Genomic DNA, 19814 nt, shown 5'->3' with positions numbered 1-19814 from the left:
AAAATAATGGTAACATTATCACTATGAAAAATTTGATTATATTTGTGATTTTGGCACTATTTTTACAAGGGTGCCTTTGGATAAATAAACGGGGAATTTCAGACAAATACTACAACAGTTGTAAGGAGTATTACGATGCAGCTGGTATATATCACAAAAAGTGTGATGAGAATTTAGTAGATTGGAAAGAGATATATGAATAATAAAGCTTACGATGAGCTTTTAAAGCAAATTTTGCAGCTGCCTAGCGATAAGTGTGAACTTACATTAGATGAAAGTGTGCGGATTAATATCCCAAATTTCACTAAAGAGGTTAAAGAAATTGCAGTTGCGCTTAAGCCGTGGCGAAAAGGACCATTTAATCTAAATGAGCTTTTTATAGATAGCGAATGGAGAAGCTTTGTTAAGTTTAATATTTTAAAACCGTATCTAAATTTAAAAGGTAAAAGTATCGCAGATGTGGGGTGTAATAACGGCTATTATATGTTTAAAATGCTCGAATTTGATCCAAAAAGTATAACCGGGTTTGACCCTAGTGAGCTAGCATTTTTGCAATTTAGTTTTATTAATCACTTTATTAAAAGCGATATTGAGTTTAAAATTGCTGGTGTAGAGAGCTTGCCTGAATGCGGAAGTAAATTTGATACAATATTTTGCCTTGGAGTTTTATATCACAGAAGCGACCCAATAAAGTGCCTAAAAGAGCTAAAATCAGCAATGAATCCAGGCGGTGAGGTATTTATAGATACAATGTACATCGAGCGTGATGATGAAATGGTACTAAGCCCTAATGGTAGCTACTCTAAAATTCCAAATATTAGCTTTATTCCAAGTGTTAAAGCTCTTAAAAACTGGTGTCAAAGGGCTAAATTTAAAAGTTTTGAAATTTTAGCTACTAAGGAAACTGACTTGTTTGAACAGCGCAAAACAGAGTGGATAGATGGGCAAAGTCTTGGTGACTTTTTAGACCCAAATGATGACTCTAAGACAATAGAAGGTTATCCAGCACCAAAAAGAATTTATATAAGATTAACTTAAGGGTATATTATGAATGAGTATGATGAGAGTTTGCAAGATATTGGATTAATTGATAGTGCTGAGATTTTTCAAGGGCTTTTAAATATACCAGCTACTATAAACTCCACTTTATGCGGCGGGATAGTAGATATGAAACCAAACTATGCTAAAACTACGCTAATGACTAGCAATGAAATGGTTTTTGATGATGAAAAGCTAGTTCATGGTGGATTTATATTTGGTGCGGCTGAGTGGGCTGCGCATGTAGCTATAAATACGCTTCACTCTGTAACTATAGGCGCAAAAGTAAATCTATACGCACCAGCCAAAGTTGGCGATATGGTAGAATTTGAGGCGCACGCCTACTACGAAGAGTCTAAAAAGCGTGAGGTTAAGGTCATAGGCACAATCAAAGAGATTAAAATATTTGAAGGCACCTATCAGATAGTTGTACTAGAAGAGCATATATTTAGACTTCAGCAACGTAAAATGACAAGCGATGAATCGCAACAATAAGGCTAGTATTAACAAATCTTGATTTGTTAATAAATTTAATCCATCTTATATAGGCGCAAAAGGCTAAATTGCCTGCGCCCATCTAATTAGCGAATTTCTCTCAGCATCTAAGCTTGTTGGTTCACCATGCCCTGGGTAAATTTTATAATTTTTTAACTCTACAGCACGTTTTAGACTCTGCCTCATTAATTTACCATCACTAAAAGGAAAATCATACCGACCAATTGAATTTTTAAATATAAAATCCCCGCTAAACATCACATCACCAGCCGTTATTACACTACATCCTGGAGTATGCCCTGGGAAATGGCAAAAGGCAAATTTAACTCCACTAAAATCAAACTCTTCTCCATCGCTTACTAAAATATCAGGGTTAAATTTAGCCTGCAAAAGTCCAAACGGGTCATTTTGACACAAAAATGCATCATCTTTAGGTATATAAATATCCACACCAAATTTTGCTTTAATAGCATCACAATCATAAACATGGTCAAAATGTCCATGCGTACAAAATACCGCTAATGGATTTTTGCATACACGCTCAATCCACTCTAGCGCACCATCGCCTGGATCGATTATAATCTCTCCATCACTTAAAACTACTACATAACAATTGGTTCCATAAATCCCAAAAGCTCTTGAAATAATCTGCATTTTTACTACCTTTTTTAAGTTTTTTTTCTAATATTCTAAGATAGATTTTACCATAATCTAGATATAATTTTGTATTATTTTTAATGGATGATATTAGTGGAAAATTTTAAATTATTAGAAAATAAGCTTCTAAATTTTCTTGATTCTTACCTAAAAAGCTCTGGTGCTAAGGGTTTTGTCCTTGGACTAAGTGGCGGCTTAGACTCTGCGGTTGTGGCTACACTTTGTACCAAAGTCGCTCCTACAAAAGCACTCATAATGCCAACTTCTAGCTCAAATAAAGCAAATTTAAACGATGCTTTAGAGCTATCTAGTAAGCTAAATTTGGATTACCAAATTATTGATATTAGTGATATTTTGGCTAGTTTTTTACCTTTTAGTGATAAAAATGATAAGCTAAGAGTTGGAAATATTGCTGCTAGAATCCGCATGATTTTACTCTACGATCACTCTAGTTTGCTTAATGCACTTGTTGTTGGTACAACAAATAAAAGCGAGAAAATGCTAGGATATGGTACGATTTATGGCGATATGGCGTGCGCACTAAATCCACTAGCAAATATCTATAAAAGTGATCTCTTTGAATTTGCGAGTTACCTTGGTGTTAATCACAAAATCATAGCCAAAGCTCCAAGTGCCGATCTATGGCAAAATCAAAGCGATGAAAGTGATATCGGATATAGCTATAAAGAGATTGATAAACTGCTAAAAGCTATAGAAAATGGCGAAGATTTATCTAAATTTGATAGCGACTTTAAAAATAAAATAACTGCTAGAATCACCAAAAATAGCTTCAAACAAAAACTACCAGCAACACCAAATATATAAAATTAGGAGATTTGATGAGAGATATACCATTTTTTCGCCCGTTAATTACCGATAGAGAGCATGAACTTATCAAAGAGACCTTAGAAAAAAATGCAAACTATATGGTTGAGAATTTAGAAAATAATATAAAAGATTTCTTCGGTGCCAAACACGCTATCACCACAAATAACGGCACCGCCGCTATACACCTAAGCTTATGTGCGATGGATTTAAAGCGTGGAGATAAGATTATCTGCTCTGTTAATGCCTTTCCTAGTATCGCTCAAGTCATTAGGCATTTTGATGCTGAGCCGATCTTTGTTGATATAAATGAAGATGATTTTAATATAGACCCAAATGAGCTAGAAAAAATCCTAAAAACTCAAAAACACAAAAAATTAAAAGCCGCATTTATAACCCATGTAGCTGGTCAGAGTGCTGATATGGACGCTATATACGCCCTTGCTAATGAGTATGATATAAAGATTATTGATGATGCTAGTAGAGCGATGGGCGCTACATATAAAGGCAAATTAATAGGCAATATGAGCTCATATATGTCTTGTTTTCAGATCAATCCACAAGTCCAACACGCAGTAGCAACAACTGGTATTATAATTACAAATGATGATGAGATGGCTAGTCGTGCTAGACTAATTCGCAACCATGCTATAATCAACGATAGTTTTGATAAAGATGGCAATCTAGGCTATATGTATGATGTAATTGATATTGGGCAAAAATATGATCTAAATTCACTCTGTGCCGCATATGGAATTGCTCAGTTTGAAAAACTTGGAATGTTTATCGCACGCCGCAAGGCAATTGCAGCAATATATAATGAAGAGTTAAAAAATTGCCCACATATCACTACGCCACTAGCTAAGCGAGATCACATATATAACCAATATATTATTAAAATCGATAAAAATCGTGATAGTTTTGCTAGAGAACTAAAAGAGATGGGAATTAGCACTAGCTTGCACTACCGCCCTATGCATCTATTAAGCTACTATAAGACTAAATATCACCTACGGGTAAATGACTTTCCTAAAGCGCTTAAAACCTATCAACAAATTTTATCACTACCAATATATGCCGCACTTAGTGATGAAGAAGCGCTTTATATCTGCAATGCAGTCAAATCAGTAGCACAAAGTCGTGTTTAAACGCAAATTTCACGCTTGGCTAGAGAGATATTTTTACCAGCCAAGCGTTTTTGATATTATTGTTAGCGCCCTACTTTTACCGCTATCAGCAATTTATTATTGTATAGTTTGGATTAAATTCAAACTATCTAAGGCGCAAAAATTTCCAATCCCAATAATTAGTATTGGTAATCTAGTCCTAGGCGGAAGCGGAAAAACTCCATTAACTAAAGCAATTTTTAATGAGTTTAATCACGAATTTAAAACCTTTATAATCCTAAGAGGCTATAAAAGAGAGTCAAAAGGTATGCAAATTGTAGCACTAAATGGTGATATAAAATGTGATGTATCAACTAGTGGCGATGAGGCAATGGAATATGCTACAAATTTAAAAAATGCCAATATAATAGTCTCAAACGATCGCAAAATCGCTATTAATGAAGCCATTAATTTAGGAGCTAAGCTTATTATTTTAGATGATGGATTTGGAAAGGCTAATATTTTTAAATTTAATATTTTACTACGTCCAGCCAAAACCCCGCGACTAAATTTCACCATCCCAAGCGGAGTTTATCGCTATCCAAGTAGCTTTTATTGTCTAGCTGATTTCATCCCAAGCAGTAGCGATATAATCAAAAAAACGACTATCATAAATCCGCAGCCAAAAATGGTTTTAATGACTGCTATTGCCAACCCTTCAAGATTAGAGTTTATATTTAAAAAATGTATTGGATATGAGTTTTTTAGTGATCATCATAAATTTAATAAATTTGAGTGTGAAAGCATACTTAAAAAATATAATGCTAACTCCCTTTTAGTAACACAAAAAGACTATGTAAAAATCAAAGATTTTGGATTAAGTGTTTCAATTTTGGACTTAAAAACAACGATTTCTCCAAATTTTGCAAATAAAATCAAATTATTTATCAAAAACTACCAAAATTCAGATAAAATATATCAAACAAATCAAGAAGGAAAGATATGTTAAAAAGCAGTAGAACGGCTGAAGTCATCCTTAGTGCTTTGCCATATATCCAAAAATTTAGAGATAAAATTTTTGTTATCAAATATGGCGGAGCAGCTCAAATAGATGAGAAGTTAAAAAACAACTTCGCTAGAGATATTGTACTTTTACAGATTGTTGGCATTAAGGTTGTTTTAGTCCATGGTGGTGGCAAAACTATTAACTCATTTTTAGATAGACTTGATATTAAGAGCGAATTTATTGATGGGCTTAGGGTTACAGATGCAAACACTATGGAAGTTGTAGAGATGGCACTTAGCGGCCTAGTAAATAAAGAGATCACTAGTATGCTAAATAAGCATGGCGCAAGAGCCATAGGCGTTAGCGGCAAAGATGATAATATGCTAAGAGCTAAGGTAATGGATAATGGCAAATACGGCTTTGTAGGCGATATCACTAGCGTAGATGATAGGCTTATTAATTCTCTTTTAGATGATGGGTTGATACCAGTTATTGCGCCAATTGCTATTGGTGAAAATTACGAATCATACAATATCAACGCTGATTTGTGTGCTAGTGCGATAGCTAGTAAATTAAAAGCTAGTAAGGTTATATTTTTAAGCGATATTAGAGGCGTGTTAGATAAAGAATCAAATTTAATCGGCAAACTAGATAAAGATAGCATTGAAACACTTAAAAAAGATGGTACAATCAGCGGCGGAATGATACCTAAAATTGACGCTTGTTTAGAGTGTATTCAAAATGGCGTAGGTGCAGCCCATATAATAGATGGCAAAATTCCACACTCATTATTATTAGAAATTTTCACAGATGAAGGCATAGGGAGTATAATCAAATGAAACTTTTAAGCATAATTTTAAATCAATTCGAAGTAACAAATTTAGCCAAGGAGCTAGCAAATCATAAATGCGTAAGCCAAATTCACAATCTAAACCCGATAAATGCAAAATCGTGGGCAAACAAAGAACTAGCTGCTAATCAAGCAATGCTAGTTGTTGTCGGTAAATTTAAAAAAATCAAGGCTATTTTAGGTGAATTAGACCCAAAAATATGCGAATATCTCTCCATTGAAAAGTTAAGCGAGATAAATTCAAAACACCTAGAAACCCTCCAAGCACTAACTGCCCCAATGCTAGTAGGCACTAGACTTCAAAGTGGTGATGAATTAAACGAATCAGTAAATTTAGATACTGCATTACTAAATCCAGCAGCCAAATATGGCGGATTATATGCACCAATAAATTTACCACTAATTAGTAAAAAAGAGTTTAAAAAATTAGCTAGATTAAATTATGAAGATTTTGCGCTAGAGATTATTAAAAAATTTAACTTTAATATTAGTTTGAATAAATTCAAAAAAGCACTTAGTAGATATGAGAAGTTTGATAAAAGCGCTGTTGAGATTAAAAGAGTTCATAAAGATCTATATATTAACGAACTTTGGCACGGCCCTACAAGAGCCTTTAAAGATATGGCACTTCAGCCTTTTGGAGAGCTTTTAAGCTCTATTTCTCATGGTCAAAAACAGCTAATAATGTGTGCTACTAGCGGCGATACTGGCCCAGCTACACTAAGCTCATTTGAAAATGCTAAAGATATAAAAGTTGTCTGCCTATATCCAAAAAATGGTACCAGCGAGGTTCAAAGACTTCAAATGGTAAATCAAAAAGCACCAAATTTAAAAGTAATCGGAATTGAGGGCAACTTTGATGATGCTCAGCAAGCACTTAAAGAATTATTAAATGATAGTGAATTTAAAGCAGTTTTAGCTGAATTAGGCTACAATCTTAGTGCTGCAAATTCGGTCAATTTTGGCAGAATTTTATTTCAAATTATCTACCATATCTATGTATGTATAAGTATAAACAATAATAAAGAACCAATTGATATAATTGTTCCAAGTGGTAATTTTGGTAATGCACTTGGTGCTTACTATGCTAAAAAAATGGGCGCAAATATTGGCAGAATAAAAATTGCTTCAAATCAAAATAATATCTTAACTCAACTTTTTACTACTGGTATTTATGATTTAAATAATAAAGAGTTAATTTCAACAATCAGCCCAGCAATGGATATTTTAGTTAGTTCAAATGTTGAGAGATTGTTATTTGATAAATTTGGTGCAGTTAGAACCAAAGAGCTGATGGATAGCCTAGCAACAAATAAAAAATACGAACTAACAAACGATGAGTTAAATGTACTAAAAGCTGACTTTGATGCGGCATTTTGTACTGATGATGAGTGTATAGAAAATATCTCTAAAATGGCAAAATCAGGTATATTAATTGACCCACATACTGCTACTTGTCTAAATTTAGTTAATGATGAAAATATAACCGTGATAACTTCAACTGCTCAATGGGTTAAATTTACTCCAAGTATGATCAAAGCGCTAAAAAATAGAACCAGCACTGATGAACTTGCTGATATGCAATTACTAGCTAGCAAATATAATGTAAAGCTTCCAAAAAGTATAATCAAACTATTTAAAGAAGAGGCTATTCATACTGATATAGTCAAAAAAAATCAGATAAAATCAAATATTATAGAGTGGATAAAACAATGATAGTAATACCTGCACGACTAGCCTCTACTAGATTTGCTAATAAGATCCTTGCTGATATCGGCGGGGTTCCTATGTTTGTTAAAACTGCTCAGTTAGCTAGTAAATGCGATGATGTTGTTGTCGCTTGTGATGATGAAGATATCCTGCAAATTGCACAAAAATTTGGAATAAAAGCGATAATGACTAGTAAAGCTCATGATAGTGGCACTGATAGAATTAATGAAGCGGTCAAAAAGCTTGGACTAAAAGATGATGAGATTGTAATAAATTTACAAGCAGATGAGCCATTCTTTGAGGAGAAAAATCTAAGCAAATTTAAAGATTTTACCTCTCAAAGAATAAATGATGGTGCATTTATGACGAGTTGCTTAAAATTTGCTAGCTCAGAAGAGGCTCAAAATCCAAATTTAGTCAAGGTAATCACAGATATAAATGATTATGCTATATACTTTTCACGCTCATTAATTCCATATCCAAGAAGTCGCTGTGATCTGTATAAAGCGCATATTGGAATCTATGGTTATAGCGTTAGCACATTAGCACAGTTTTGCGCACTTACAACTAAAGAACTAGAAAACATAGAAAAGCTCGAACAGCTTCGTGCTATCTCAAGTGCTAAAAAAATTGCAATGCTAGAGATAAATAGCCAAAGCATCGGCATAGATACTATTGATGATTTACGAGTCGCTGCTAATAAATTTGGATTTAAATCTACCCTGCTATGAGTGTCATTGCCAAAGAGCTAAGATCATATCCTAAGATCTATCATAAGCTACTATTATTATACATTATCATCTTAGCCGTATATGGCTCAATGTTTGCATACTCAGGAATATTTTTTTTATTTATAAATTTTGCCATATGCTTCTTTGTATCAATGGCGCTTTATATAGATTTTAACGAACCTAAATTTGAAAAAATTATAAAATTATGGATACAGCTTAGTGCTACGTATATCATGGTATCATCTATTTTGGTTTTAGGGTGGGGTTATGGATTTGAGCTATTTTTACTTGAACTTATAGCTATTAACTACGCCTCGCCTCTTAAGAATTTAATCTTAAAAATTACGCTTCCACTATTGCAGCTTACGCTATTTATTATTTTATATTTTACCTTTAGCGGACTTGATGTAAACTATGGCTCTGAGACTATTAAACATATTAGTTTTATCTTTTGTTTTTGTATGATTGCGGTGAAATTTTTTGTATTACAAGATAACACTAACACCATCTCGACTCTTGATATAATTGCTACACAAAAGCAAAATATCAGCTATAAAAACATTGCTGAGATTGACTATCTAACTGGTCTTTATAATAGAGCACCAATGAATGAAATTATCTCTAAGCATTTTAAAATGCTCTCAAATCATCAAATTCGTTCTTTAGCTATCATTTTATGCGATATAGACAACTTTAAAAATGTAAATGATACTTATGGACATATCTTTGGAGATATTGTTTTATCAAAAGTTGCTGAGATTTTAAATATTAAAATATCTAAATTTGGTAAAATTTGCCGCTGGGGTGGTGAGGAGTTTTTAGCTATTATTCCAGCACAAAACTTCAAAAAGTGTATCCAAATCGCAGAATCAGCCAGAATCGCTATCCATAGCGCTAACCCTGATAAGGTTCCTATCAGCGCAACATTTGGACTACTATATATAGAAGACCCAATAGAGATAAACCAAGCAATTAGCATAGCTGATAACCTACTCTATCGTGGTAAAAATCAAGGCAAAAACCAAGTTGTATCGGAAAAATATGAACCTAATCAAAGATAACCTAACCTTTAATTTTAAATTTATAATAACTCTATTTTTAGTTGTAACACTTCTATATTCTATAGTATTTTATCTAATTGGTATGAGTGAACTATCAGTTATATCATTTCTTGGAATTTTTATCTATTTTATCTCACTTAAGGCTATAGATGATAATAATTATGATAGAGCATTTTTCTTAGCACATCTTCATATAGTAATCTCATCGATGCTTGCTACTACTATACTTGGATGGGATTATGGATTTTACCTTATTATTATTGCAATTGCTTCGACTACATATCTAAATATTTTTAGAAAACGTATCATAAACTATCTATTAGCTGGATTTGATTTTATTGGTTTTATAATTGTCTATATGATCTCAAATGTATATTTTCCAAAAGAGCCAGGCGACTTTTCACAAATATTTTATCTTAGCAATCTTACTTTTTTATTGTTTTTGTTTATGATAATTTTTAAAATTTACAATACTGTAAATCAGATAAATATCAAAGAACTTCACAAGCACAAAAATGAATTACGAACTGCTTCACAAACAGATCATCTAACTGGTCTAATTAATAAACGAGCTTTACACTCTATTTTAACTAAAAAAAATAATAAAACAATTACAATTGCTATGTGTGATATTGATAATTTTAAAAGTATAAATGATAAATTTGGTCATAACATCGGTGATGAGGTTCTAAAAACTTTAGCTCAAATATTTACAGATAACGCTAATAAATCTGATATAGTCTGTCGCTGGGGTGGCGAAGAATTTGTCATTGTAGCTACAAATACTAGTAGAGTAAACTTTATTACTCAAATTCAAAATATCAGATTTATCATAAATAAAACACCAGTTAAAGTCTCTACCGATAGCTCAATTCACTTTACTGTGACATTTGGGATTTCTGATAGTGGAACTGACTCAGACAAGCTCACTGACCAAGCTGATAAACGCCTATATAAAGGCAAACGTAGCGTCAAAAACTGTATAATTACAAAATAACCATACATTTTAATTCTATTTTACGATCGTATGTAAGCTATAAAACATTGTAGTCAATTTATAAATGTATAAATTTAAAACTTTTATTATTTGATTGATAACTATTTTTTATTAATTTTATAAGAAAGTTTAGTATAAATTTGAACTTATCTTTGTAAAATTATCTATATTTATAGTAATTTTACATTCTAGATAAGTTCAAAAATATTATTCCAAAGCTAAGCTTTATAAGGTTATTTTTTCATACTACCTGTTTTGTTGAATCTATCATGCCAGCTTAAAGCTTCGCTTAATATATGTGGCGTGTGGCCTGGTTTTGGCTGAGCGCACGCTCTATCGAAGTAGTCTTGTAGCATATCTCTATAATCTGGATGAGCTATAGCTATCATTTTTTGCGCTCTCTCTCTTGGGCTACAACCTCTTAAATCAGCATATCCATACTCGGTTACTACCACCATAGTATCATGCTCAGTGTGATCTATATGGCTCACAAAAGGCACAATAGCTGATATCGCCCCACCCTTTGCTACTGAAGGGGTTAAAAACAGAGATAGATAGCCATTTCTAGCAAAATCCCCGCTACCGCCGATTCCGTTCATCATCTGCGTACCCATAACATTAGTTGAGTTTATATTGCCATAGATATCGGCTTCTAGCATACCATTCATAGCTACAACCCCAAGGCGTCTTACTAATTCTGGGCTATTTGATATCTCTTGTGGGCGAAGAATTATATGCTCTTTATAGAAATCAACATTTTTTCTAAATTCCTCCACAGCAGTTGGACTAAGTGAGAGAGCTGAAGCTGAAGCTAGATCGACGGTGCCATCTTTTACAAGGTCTAGCATACCATCTTGGATAACTTCTGAGTAGCACTCAAGTCCTTTATATCCAGCCTTGCTAAGAGCAGCTAAAACAGCGTTAGCTACATTACCGATACCACTTTGAAGTGGTAGCAATTTACCCTTTGGTAATCTACCAGCAGCCTCTTCGGCAGCGAAAAATTTAGCCACATTATCACCAATGGCTATTGAAACCTCATCAAGTGGAGTAAATCTATTTAGCCTATCTTCAGTAGAGCTTAATACCACACCTACAACCTTATCAAAATCCACGCTCATATATGGAGTTCCTATGCGATCTCTAGCAGTTTTAAGTGGAATTGGTTCACGAAATGGCGGTTTGGCTTGGACATATATATCATGAAATCCCTCTAGCTCTTTTGGTTGATGGATATTTAACTCCAAAATCACCTTTTTAGCAGCATTTAACCAAGCTTGGTTATTGCCTACTGAGGTGGTAGGGATTAATTTGCCATCTTCTGTGATACCTGAAATTTCAATCACAGCAAAATCCATATCACCAAAATACCCACACTCTACTTGCCACGCAAGAGATGAGAGATGGACATCTAAATATCTAGTTTCACCAGCATTAATACGGCCTCTCATATTTGGGTCTGTATTAAATGGAGTTCTAAACTCAACACAATTAGCCTTAGCCAAAATACCATCTAAATCCACATCAGTACTAGCACCAGAATATATACTAATCTTATATTCTTGACCAGCTTCATGTAGCTTTTGAGCTCTATTGGCAATTGCGATTGGGATATATAGAGGGCTTCCAGCGCCAACAAATCCACTAAATCCGATTTGAGCCTTATGCGGGATGAGAGCTGCTGCTTCATCTGCTTTGATAACCTTAGATAGATATCTAGCGTCTTTGATACGACTAGTATCATTTATAGTATTGTCAATCATTTTTATCCTTTAATTAAAATTTAGCTTGATTATAAGCAAAATTTCTATAATTTCTCTTATAATATTAATAGTAGAAATTTATTTTAAGAAAAATTTAAAATTTAAATTAAAGGCTTTACCATACCAGCCTCGGCTAAAAAACAGCTTGGCTGATACTCGACTTTTCTTATCTTGTCATATTTGGCATAGCTTAGCACCAATTCATCCTTTGCCCTTGTGACAGCGACATAAAATAGCCTTCTTTCTTCTTCTATATCACTCATTAATCTTGAATTTGGAAATCTACCTTGAGCTAGATCCACTACAAAAACAAGGCTAAACTCAAGCCCCTTACTAGCATGGATTGTGAGCAAATTCACCCCTTCGCCCTCGCTCATTTCGCTTTTGCCAAGGGTTAAAAAGTTGTAAAAATTATCAATATTATTGTGTCTTTTACTAATCTCTAAAAGCACCTTAGCCTTAGATATTATCCGCTCTATTGCGTTGCTTTTAAGCTCGTTATCTATATTGCCATTTTTTAGGGTTGCTCTTTTGGTTGCTAAGATATCAACTATAATATTATAAATTTGAGATTTTATCACCTTATCTATAATTTGATATGGTGAGCTATTTTTATCTAAATTCACTATCAAATTCCTAAGCTCATACAAAAATATCGCACCATTTTGATTTAAATTTGAGTAGTTTAAAACAGGAGATTTCATAAACTCATCATCAAATCCAAGCTCACAAAATCTATTTGATGGCATAAATTCACTAAAATCATCAAATAACCCAAGCTGATGATTATGCCTTTTGGGGGCTAATTTAGCGCTATTTTTATCCGGATTTATAAGGCCTTTTATGATGCTACCATCCCCAGATGAGATTAAAATTTCAAAAATCTCCTTAGCATGAGCGTTGCCAACTCCTTTAGCATACTCTAAAATATGTATAAATGACATAATATCTTTAGGATTTACCAAAATCGATATCAAATCTATAAGCGCCTTAATCTCACGAGACTCAAAAAAGCTCACTCCACCTTTTCTTTTACAGCTTATGCCATACTCTTTTAAGGCTATCTCTAGTCCATCAGCACTTGAGTTATTACGAAAAATTATAGCGATATCATTTTTATTATATCTGCTATTTGAGATTAACTCTGCTACTGCGTTATACTGGATAAAAAGCTCATCATAAACAAGCAAAATAGGCGATTTAAACTCCCCCTCACGGCTTACTTCAAACGATTTAGGATATAATCTAGGATTATTAGATATAACTTTATTTGCCAAGGCTAGGATTTTAGCACTTGAGCGGTAATTTGTATTTAATGAAAATATATTAGCATCCAAATATCTATCTTTAAAGCTACCAATTATCCCTATATTTGCCCCATTAAAAGCATAAATACTCTGGTCAAAATCCCCCACGCAAAATAGACTTTTGGTATTAAAAGCATCTATGAGTGAGCCTTGAAGTGAATTTGTATCTTGATACTCATCAACCAAAATTTCATCAAAATAAATTCTAGCACCCTTTTTAAGCTCATCTCTCATCTTTATTAATAGATCATTGAAATCAGCATAGTTAAAATTGCTCTTAGTCTCTTCAAACTCACGCAAAATATCATCATAAATTTCAGCAAATTCCACCTGATCTGGATAATTAACACTAAACCAATCTACAAAGCTCTCGCCACCTACACAGCTATTACAAAATAAAGAGTATATATCATACAAATACGCCCCGCTATATCCTTTAATATCGCTAATTCTATAAAATTGTCTTCTATCTGTGATACTCTTTAATAGTGTTTTTAACTCGCTAGGTTGCTTTAAAATCACCCCTTTATCAAGGGATTTTAGAAGTGAATTTGATACAGAGTGAAATGTCCCGGCTGTGATTTGAGATACTATATCACTATCAAAGTAACGCCCCAATCTCTCTATCATCTCACTAGCGGCTTTATTGGTAAATGTTAATAACAAAATTTTATTAGCCTTTATCCCTGAATTTAGAAGATGAGCTATCCTAGCTACAATTGTGCTTGTTTTACCTGTTCCAGCGCTAGCTATGATGAGATTATGCCCCATAGACGCTGTGGCTGCTCTATACTGCTCTTTATTTAGCTTTGAAAGTGGCATTATTTAGCCTTATTAGAGCGATCAATTGCTTTTGTATGCGCTTCATAAGTAGAGCTAAATATATGAGCACCTGTGCTTTTATCCCTTACAAAATATAGATAGTTTGTCTTTTTAGGGAAAATTGCTGCTTTTATCGCATCGAAACTAACATTACAAACAGCATTTGGTGGTAGCCCTGCGTATTTATATGTGTTATACCTAGTGTTGTCTTTGGCTATTCTTTGTGGGGTGATCTTCTCGTGAGAATATAGATCATAATTTAGCGTACCATCCATTTGGAGTTTCATACCAATTTTTAACCTATTGTATATAACAGAAGCTACTAAAGCCATCTCGTCTTTGTTAGCAGCCTCTTTTTGCACTATAGAAGCTACAGTGATAAACTCATACCATCGTCTCTCATCCCATTCGCCAAAAATCTTTCTACTTAGGCTCTCATGCTGTTTTTTAGATGTGTTAATTAGATAATAAACTAAATGTGCCTCCCCAATTCCAACTGGAACTTTATATGTCTCAGGGATTAAAAACCCCTCTTTTATAGGTGCATTTTCTAAGTAGCTTTTCATTAATTCATTATAATTTAGCCCTAAATTTTTAGAAATTTCATAGAAAAAATATGCTGTAGTTTCACCAGGAATGAGTGTAATATCTCTCATTGCAGCTTTAGCAGTTGTAAGCTTATACAAAAAATCAAATTTGCTAAGGCTAGTCTGCCCAATTTCAATCCATCCAGATTGTGGAAATCCCATCAAAACTAAAATATATTTATCAAATTCATCAACCTTAAAATTTAGCTTAGCTAAATAAGATATAATTTCGCCTACACTTCCCTTTGGTAAATATACCGCCTTGCTGGTATTCATCGTTTGAGATAGTGAAGCAAAAATCGATAGGAAAAATATGAGTACAATTTCACAAATGATAAACAAAAACCGCTTTTTAGCTCTGTTTTTAATGCTATTTATTTCCATTTTTGTTGCCCTTTTTATATGGTTAAAAATTGGTATAAAGATAGAAAGTTTAAATTTTAGCCAATTTAAAATTTCGCAATTATATATAAAATTAGATAACAAAATTACACTAAGAGTAAAAAATATCGATATTTTACCATTAACTAATGAAAAAAATAACACTAAACCATCCTTAGAACTTTTACATTATCTAAGCTGGATTGATATGCTTTTTGAGACAATTGAACTTACAAATATTACAAATGGTGAGTATAAATCATACTTTATCTATGCTGATAATAAATTTAATCTAAATAATAAAGATTTATATATAAATGCAAATTTTGCTAGACAAAATCACAATCTAAATGTTGCCGTAAATGAGATTAAATTAAAAGATTTTAACACTACAATTAATGGATATTTAGAGCTAAATTTCTATAATGATAGACATAAATTTAGTGGAAAATTTAACTCCTATGAGCTTAGCGGAAATCTAGGACTAAACATAGAAAATGATATTTTAACCTATGAACTTAGCGATGTGAGTGCTAGTACTATTGAGCAGTTTATGAACGCTTTAGCTAATATTACTGGGCTTGATAATGAGATTAAAAACTGGATTTATGGGTATATAAAAGCTAAAGATTATAGGGTTGAGATTTTACGTGGTAAATTTGATTTAAACTCCAATGATCCGCTAATCTCTAAGCTCTATGGTAAAGCTACAGCAGTATCACCAGTAGTAAAATTTCACCCAAATCTCCCAGCAGCCACTGCTAGTAGCGTAGATGTGATATTTGAGAATTCTGGACTTAAATTTGATATAAAAGATCCAAAATATCAAGGTTCTAGCGCTATAATAAATTTAAGCATAAATGAGTTAATTAATAAACCAAATTTAATACTAGATATTTATACTAAAACATTATATAGTAATGATATAAATAATATACTAAAAGCCTACAATATAAATATCCCAATCACGCAAAATAGTGGCAATATGAATGCAAAGCTTCGCTTAATCATAGACCTAAGCAATATAATTGTAAAAGCTAATGGGGAGTTTATACTTGATGGCGATATTGATATCTCTGGGGCAAAATTTAATACCAATCATGCTAAAATAATTTTAAAAAACGATAAACTCACCATAGAAAATAGCCATGTAAAAAATAGTATTTTTGATGCAAATTTTAGTGCTTTTATTGATGCAAATACACAACAAGCATGGTTTGATACTAAATTTAATTCTATTGCTATTCCAAATCTACTTGATATTAAAAATCTAGATGATAATATCACACTCGAATTTAGCAAAGCCCCAAAAATCAACTCCAAAACTTTAGGATATGAACTAAATATTACCAATCCAATTACGCTAAATATACCTAGCATAGAACCGCTTAAGCCCTACTCTACGCTTATAAATGATTTAAATATCACTAAAGCTGCAATTAACATCACAACTAATAATTTTATAGATATCAATGCAAGAGTTAATGATGCTAAATTTAATATTCCAATGCTAGCTAAAAAGGATGGAAATTACACCGATGATAACTTTACCATTAATGTTAGCAATATTATTAATGTAAAAAGCGATAGTGGCATAGTAGAGGCTAGCATAATTAATGATGAGGTAAATATATTTTTAAATTCAGCCAAAATTACTATAAATTCTAATGCTGCCAAAGGTGATTTTGATAAAAATCTAAACTTTATAGCCAATGATACTATATTAAATATAGCTGATGTTAATAAAAGTGTATCATTTGATCATTTTAGCGGAAATAAAACTAGCGATACTATTAAATTTGATGGGGAATTTGATGGAGGATATATATCTATTACTGAAGGTAAAGGTATATTAAAGATAAAAGGAAATGGTATATCAGCTACAGCTGTCAATGATATTTTAGATTTAAATACATTTAGCGAAGGGGTTTTTGGATTAAAAGTTATGGGAAAAAATAGCAAAAATTTCAAAGCTGACCTAGAATTAAAAGATACATATCTAAAAGATTATAAAATTTACAATCAACTTCTAGCATTTTTAGACTCTATTCCGAGCTTGCTTATTTTTAAGGTACCTGATTTTAATAATAAAGGCTTTAGTGTTAAAGATGGAATTATAAGGATTGGACGAATCGATGATAATCTAACAATTCATGCTATTGATATCGAAGGTGCAACCGCTGATATAATTGGCAATGGAACGATAAATCTAGCCACAAATGTCATTGATATAACTTTGGAATTAAAATTATTAAAAGATGCTAGCTCAATCATTGATAAAATTCCATTAGTCAACCACATACTATTAGGCAAAGATAAAAGCATATCTACAATTATAAAAATTAGCGGAACAATTGATGAGCCAATTATTAAAACACAAGTAGTGACTGATGTCTTAAAAACCCCATTTAGTATAATCAAAAATACACTAACCTTACCATTTGTGATTTTTGAATGATGATTAAATTTAGTTAGTTATAATATCAAGACAAAGGAGAAAATATGCAAAAACATCAATTTCAAACACAAGTGAGCGATCTTTTAAATTTAATGATCCACTCACTCTACTCTAATAAAGAGATATTCTTAAGAGAGTTAATCTCAAACGCAAGCGACGCACTAGATAAGCTAAATTATCTATGCTTAACTAATGATGATTATAAATCACTTCAATACACCCCTAGAATTGATATCAAACTAGATAAAGAGGCCAAAACATTAGTAATCACAGATAATGGCATAGGCATGGATGAAGATGATCTAATCAACAATCTAGGTACCATCGCAAGAAGTGGAACAAAAGGCTTTATAGAATCTATGAGCGGAGATGCGAAAAAAGATAGCTCATTAATAGGTCAATTTGGGGTTGGATTTTACTCAGCATTTATGGTGGCAAACAAAATAGAAGTTATCAGTCGCAAAGCCCTAAGTAGCGATGCATATAAATGGAGTAGCGATACAAATGGATATGAAATTTCAAAATCCACGCTAGATAGCTACGGCACACAGATCACTCTATACCTTAATGATGATGAGTTTACAGATAGTTTTAGAATAGAAAATATCATTACAAAATACTCAAATCACATTCCATATCCTATCTATATGGATAGAGATGAGTGGGTAGCCCCACAAGATGAGAACAAAGAGGGGCATTATGAGAGCAAAAACTCTCAAATCAATAAAGCAAGCGCCCTATGGAGAATGAGTAAATCTACTTTAAAAGATAGCGATTACAATGACTTTTATAAGCAAATAAGCCACGATAGTAGCGATCCACTACTCCATATCCATACAAAAGCAGAGGGCAAAATAGAGTATTCTACCCTATTTTATATCCCATCAACTCAACCATTTGATCTATTTAGAGTAGATTATCAAAGTGGTGTAAAACTCTATGTTAAGCGTGTATTTATCACTGATGACGCTAAAGAGCTTCTACCGCCATATCTTAGATTTGTGCGTGGGGTTATGGATGTAGAAGATATCCCATTAAATGTAAGCCGTGAAATTTTACAAGAGAATAAAATTCTAACCGCAGTCAAAGACCAAAGCGTCAAAAAAATCCTAAGCGAATTAGAAAAACTACTAAATAACGATAAAGAAAAATACTCCAAGCTCTACTCTCTTTTTGGTAATGTTATCAAAGAGGGCCTATATGGATTTAATGCTAATAAAGATAATATCTTAAATTTATGCCTATTTAAATCCACTCTAAACGACAAGCCAATCACGCTAAAAGAGTATAAAGCCGCAATGAAAGAAGATCAAAAATCGATATATTATATCAGCGGCCAAAATGAGAGTATGCTACGAAACTCACCACTTTTAGAAGGGTTTAAATCCAAAGGGATAAATGTCCTAATCTGTGATGAAGAGATAGATACAATAGTCTTGCCTATGGTAAATGAGTATGACTCCACACCATTTAAGAGCATAAATAGCTCTGATATAGATAGCGAGATAACTAGCAGTGAAATTTCAACTAGTGATGAGACAAACGCCCTAATAAGCAAAATCAAAGAGATCTTAAAAGATGAAGTCAAAGATGTCAAAATATCAAATCGCCTAAGCGACTCCGTAGCGTGCCTAATCTATGACAAAAACGACCCAGATTATGCTATGCAAACTTTATTAAAACAGATGGGTCAAGAAGCACCAAAAATCAAGCCAATCTTAGAGATCAATCCAAATCACGAAATCATCACCAAATTAGCTAATAACGAATTGATGATAAACGATGTTGCTATATTAATCCTAAATATGGCTAAAATCAGCGAAGGTATGAGCATAGAAAATCCAAGCGAATTTAGCTCTAAACTCGCTAAAATTATATCCAAAGCTCTATAAATTTACTCTGCCCTACTCTGGGCAGAGATACTCTATCAAACTGAAATTTATAAATAAATTTAATTATAATGTTACGATTATACACACCCAAACGATTTTTTAAACAATTTTTATAATTTATCTTAAAT

The 19814-nt window shown here is 32.7% G+C and carries 17 protein-coding genes; 13 read left to right on the top strand and 4 right to left on the bottom strand.

The annotated features are described in order from the left end of the window. The first annotated feature begins 23 nt into the window (after positions 1–23). Genes CIGNP109_RS01725 through CIGNP109_RS01715 form a run of 3 tightly spaced genes read left to right on the top strand, consistent with a single transcriptional unit; the run spans position 24 to position 1533 of the window. Positions 24–203 (top strand): hypothetical protein, encoded by a 180-nt coding sequence (locus CIGNP109_RS01725; RefSeq protein WP_086224448.1) that lies wholly within the window; start codon positions 24–26, stop codon positions 201–203. Then, positions 196–1038, top strand: coding sequence for a tRNA 5-methoxyuridine(34)/uridine 5-oxyacetic acid(34) synthase CmoB (gene cmoB, locus CIGNP109_RS01720; RefSeq protein WP_086227959.1), 843 nt, complete (start codon positions 196–198; stop codon positions 1036–1038). The genes CIGNP109_RS01725 and cmoB overlap by 8 nt, the downstream gene beginning before the upstream one ends. Positions 1039–1047: 9 nt before the next feature. Then, a complete protein-coding gene (locus CIGNP109_RS01715; RefSeq protein ID WP_086227078.1) occupies positions 1048–1533 on the top strand; it encodes a PaaI family thioesterase in 486 nt (161 codons plus the stop codon). 63 nt (positions 1534–1596) lie between these two features. Here the strand turns inward: CIGNP109_RS01715 and CIGNP109_RS01710 are convergent, their stop codons facing one another. Next, a complete protein-coding gene (locus CIGNP109_RS01710) occupies positions 1597–2187 on the bottom strand; it encodes an MBL fold metallo-hydrolase (RefSeq protein ID WP_086224442.1) in 591 nt (196 codons plus the stop codon). Positions 2188–2274: 87 nt separating this feature from the next. On the opposite strand from CIGNP109_RS01710, the gene CIGNP109_RS01705 reads away from it, so the two are divergent. From CIGNP109_RS01705 to CIGNP109_RS01670, 8 genes are all read left to right on the top strand, one after another. Then, on the top strand, positions 2275–3015 hold the full coding sequence (locus CIGNP109_RS01705; RefSeq protein WP_180380000.1) for an NAD+ synthase: 741 nt from the start codon (positions 2275–2277) through the stop codon (positions 3013–3015). A gap of 14 nt (positions 3016–3029) precedes the next feature. After that, positions 3030–4163, top strand: coding sequence for a DegT/DnrJ/EryC1/StrS family aminotransferase (locus CIGNP109_RS01700; RefSeq protein ID WP_086227081.1), 1134 nt, complete (start codon positions 3030–3032; stop codon positions 4161–4163). Next, positions 4156–5130: a tetraacyldisaccharide 4'-kinase gene (locus CIGNP109_RS01695; protein WP_086227957.1), complete on the top strand. Its 975-nt coding sequence runs from the start codon at positions 4156–4158 to the stop codon at positions 5128–5130. Before CIGNP109_RS01700 ends, CIGNP109_RS01695 begins: the two co-directional genes overlap by 8 nt. Then, positions 5124–5966 carry an acetylglutamate kinase gene (argB, locus tag CIGNP109_RS01690; protein ID WP_086227956.1) on the top strand — a complete coding sequence of 281 codons (843 nt, stop codon included), beginning with the start codon at positions 5124–5126 and terminating at the stop codon, positions 5964–5966. Before CIGNP109_RS01695 ends, argB begins: the two co-directional genes overlap by 7 nt. Before the next feature lie 290 nt (positions 5967–6256). Continuing rightward, positions 6257–7693 (top strand): threonine synthase, encoded by a 1437-nt coding sequence (gene thrC, locus CIGNP109_RS01685; RefSeq protein WP_236847540.1) that lies wholly within the window; start codon positions 6257–6259, stop codon positions 7691–7693. After that, positions 7690–8418: a 3-deoxy-manno-octulosonate cytidylyltransferase gene (gene kdsB / locus CIGNP109_RS01680; protein WP_086227954.1), complete on the top strand. Its 729-nt coding sequence runs from the start codon at positions 7690–7692 to the stop codon at positions 8416–8418. The genes thrC and kdsB overlap by 4 nt, the downstream gene beginning before the upstream one ends. A 152-nt stretch (positions 8419–8570) precedes the next feature. Further along, positions 8571–9479 carry a GGDEF domain-containing protein gene (locus CIGNP109_RS01675; protein WP_179186947.1) on the top strand — a complete coding sequence of 303 codons (909 nt, stop codon included), beginning with the start codon at positions 8571–8573 and terminating at the stop codon, positions 9477–9479. Further along, entirely contained in the window at positions 9460–10476 is a 1017-nt protein-coding gene (locus CIGNP109_RS01670) for a GGDEF domain-containing protein (protein ID WP_086227953.1), read from the top strand. The genes CIGNP109_RS01675 and CIGNP109_RS01670 overlap by 20 nt, the downstream gene beginning before the upstream one ends. A 233-nt stretch (positions 10477–10709) precedes the next feature. On the opposite strand, the gene CIGNP109_RS01665 is transcribed toward CIGNP109_RS01670, so the two are convergent. The 3 genes from CIGNP109_RS01665 to mltG form a co-directional block, all read right to left on the bottom strand. Continuing rightward, entirely contained in the window at positions 10710–12239 is a 1530-nt protein-coding gene (locus CIGNP109_RS01665; RefSeq protein ID WP_180379999.1) for a succinate CoA transferase, read from the bottom strand. 101 nt (positions 12240–12340) lie between these two features. Beyond that, positions 12341–14368, bottom strand: a complete 2028-nt coding sequence (locus tag CIGNP109_RS01660; protein ID WP_086227952.1) for an ATP-dependent helicase — start codon at positions 14366–14368, stop codon at positions 12341–12343. Beyond that, entirely contained in the window at positions 14368–15381 is a 1014-nt protein-coding gene (mltG, locus tag CIGNP109_RS01655) for an endolytic transglycosylase MltG (RefSeq protein ID WP_438939247.1), read from the bottom strand. The genes CIGNP109_RS01660 and mltG overlap by 1 nt, the downstream gene beginning before the upstream one ends. Here mltG and CIGNP109_RS01650 point away from each other — a divergent pair. Continuing rightward, positions 15269–17794 (top strand): YhdP family protein, encoded by a 2526-nt coding sequence (locus CIGNP109_RS01650; RefSeq protein ID WP_141081041.1) that lies wholly within the window; start codon positions 15269–15271, stop codon positions 17792–17794. The two genes, mltG and CIGNP109_RS01650, sit on opposite strands and share 113 nt — an antisense overlap. Before the next feature lie 44 nt (positions 17795–17838). Continuing rightward, a complete protein-coding gene (gene htpG / locus CIGNP109_RS01645; RefSeq protein ID WP_086227950.1) occupies positions 17839–19686 on the top strand; it encodes a molecular chaperone HtpG in 1848 nt (615 codons plus the stop codon). Positions 19687–19814: the final 128 nt, after the last annotated feature.

The sequence above is a fragment of the Campylobacter sp. P0109 genome (assembly GCF_002138755.1).
Taxonomy (GTDB): domain Bacteria; phylum Campylobacterota; class Campylobacteria; order Campylobacterales; family Campylobacteraceae; genus Campylobacter; species Campylobacter devanensis.
This window is presented reverse-complemented; position numbering and strand designations above follow the sequence as displayed.

Coding starts and splice junctions, on each gene's coding strand:
- CIGNP109_RS01725 (WP_086224448.1), top strand. CDS start 24: ATGAAAAATTTGATTATATTTGTGATTTTGGCACTATTTTTACAAGGG.
- CIGNP109_RS01675 (WP_179186947.1), top strand. CDS start 8,571: ATGGCGCTTTATATAGATTTTAACGAACCTAAATTTGAAAAAATTATA.
- CIGNP109_RS01700 (WP_086227081.1), top strand. CDS start 3,030: ATGAGAGATATACCATTTTTTCGCCCGTTAATTACCGATAGAGAGCAT.
- argB (WP_086227956.1), top strand. CDS start 5,124: ATGTTAAAAAGCAGTAGAACGGCTGAAGTCATCCTTAGTGCTTTGCCA.
- CIGNP109_RS01715 (WP_086227078.1), top strand. CDS start 1,048: ATGAATGAGTATGATGAGAGTTTGCAAGATATTGGATTAATTGATAGT.
- htpG (WP_086227950.1), top strand. CDS start 17,839: ATGCAAAAACATCAATTTCAAACACAAGTGAGCGATCTTTTAAATTTA.
- CIGNP109_RS01710 (WP_086224442.1), bottom strand. CDS start 2,187: ATGCAGATTATTTCAAGAGCTTTTGGGATTTATGGAACCAATTGTTAT.
- CIGNP109_RS01650 (WP_141081041.1), top strand. CDS start 15,269: ATGAGTACAATTTCACAAATGATAAACAAAAACCGCTTTTTAGCTCTG.
- kdsB (WP_086227954.1), top strand. CDS start 7,690: ATGATAGTAATACCTGCACGACTAGCCTCTACTAGATTTGCTAATAAG.
- cmoB (WP_086227959.1), top strand. CDS start 196: ATGAATAATAAAGCTTACGATGAGCTTTTAAAGCAAATTTTGCAGCTG.
- CIGNP109_RS01705 (WP_180380000.1), top strand. CDS start 2,275: ATGATATTAGTGGAAAATTTTAAATTATTAGAAAATAAGCTTCTAAAT.
- CIGNP109_RS01660 (WP_086227952.1), bottom strand. CDS start 14,368: ATGCCACTTTCAAAGCTAAATAAAGAGCAGTATAGAGCAGCCACAGCG.
- CIGNP109_RS01670 (WP_086227953.1), top strand. CDS start 9,460: ATGAACCTAATCAAAGATAACCTAACCTTTAATTTTAAATTTATAATA.
- CIGNP109_RS01665 (WP_180379999.1), bottom strand. CDS start 12,239: ATGATTGACAATACTATAAATGATACTAGTCGTATCAAAGACGCTAGA.
- thrC (WP_236847540.1), top strand. CDS start 6,257: ATGCTAGTAGGCACTAGACTTCAAAGTGGTGATGAATTAAACGAATCA.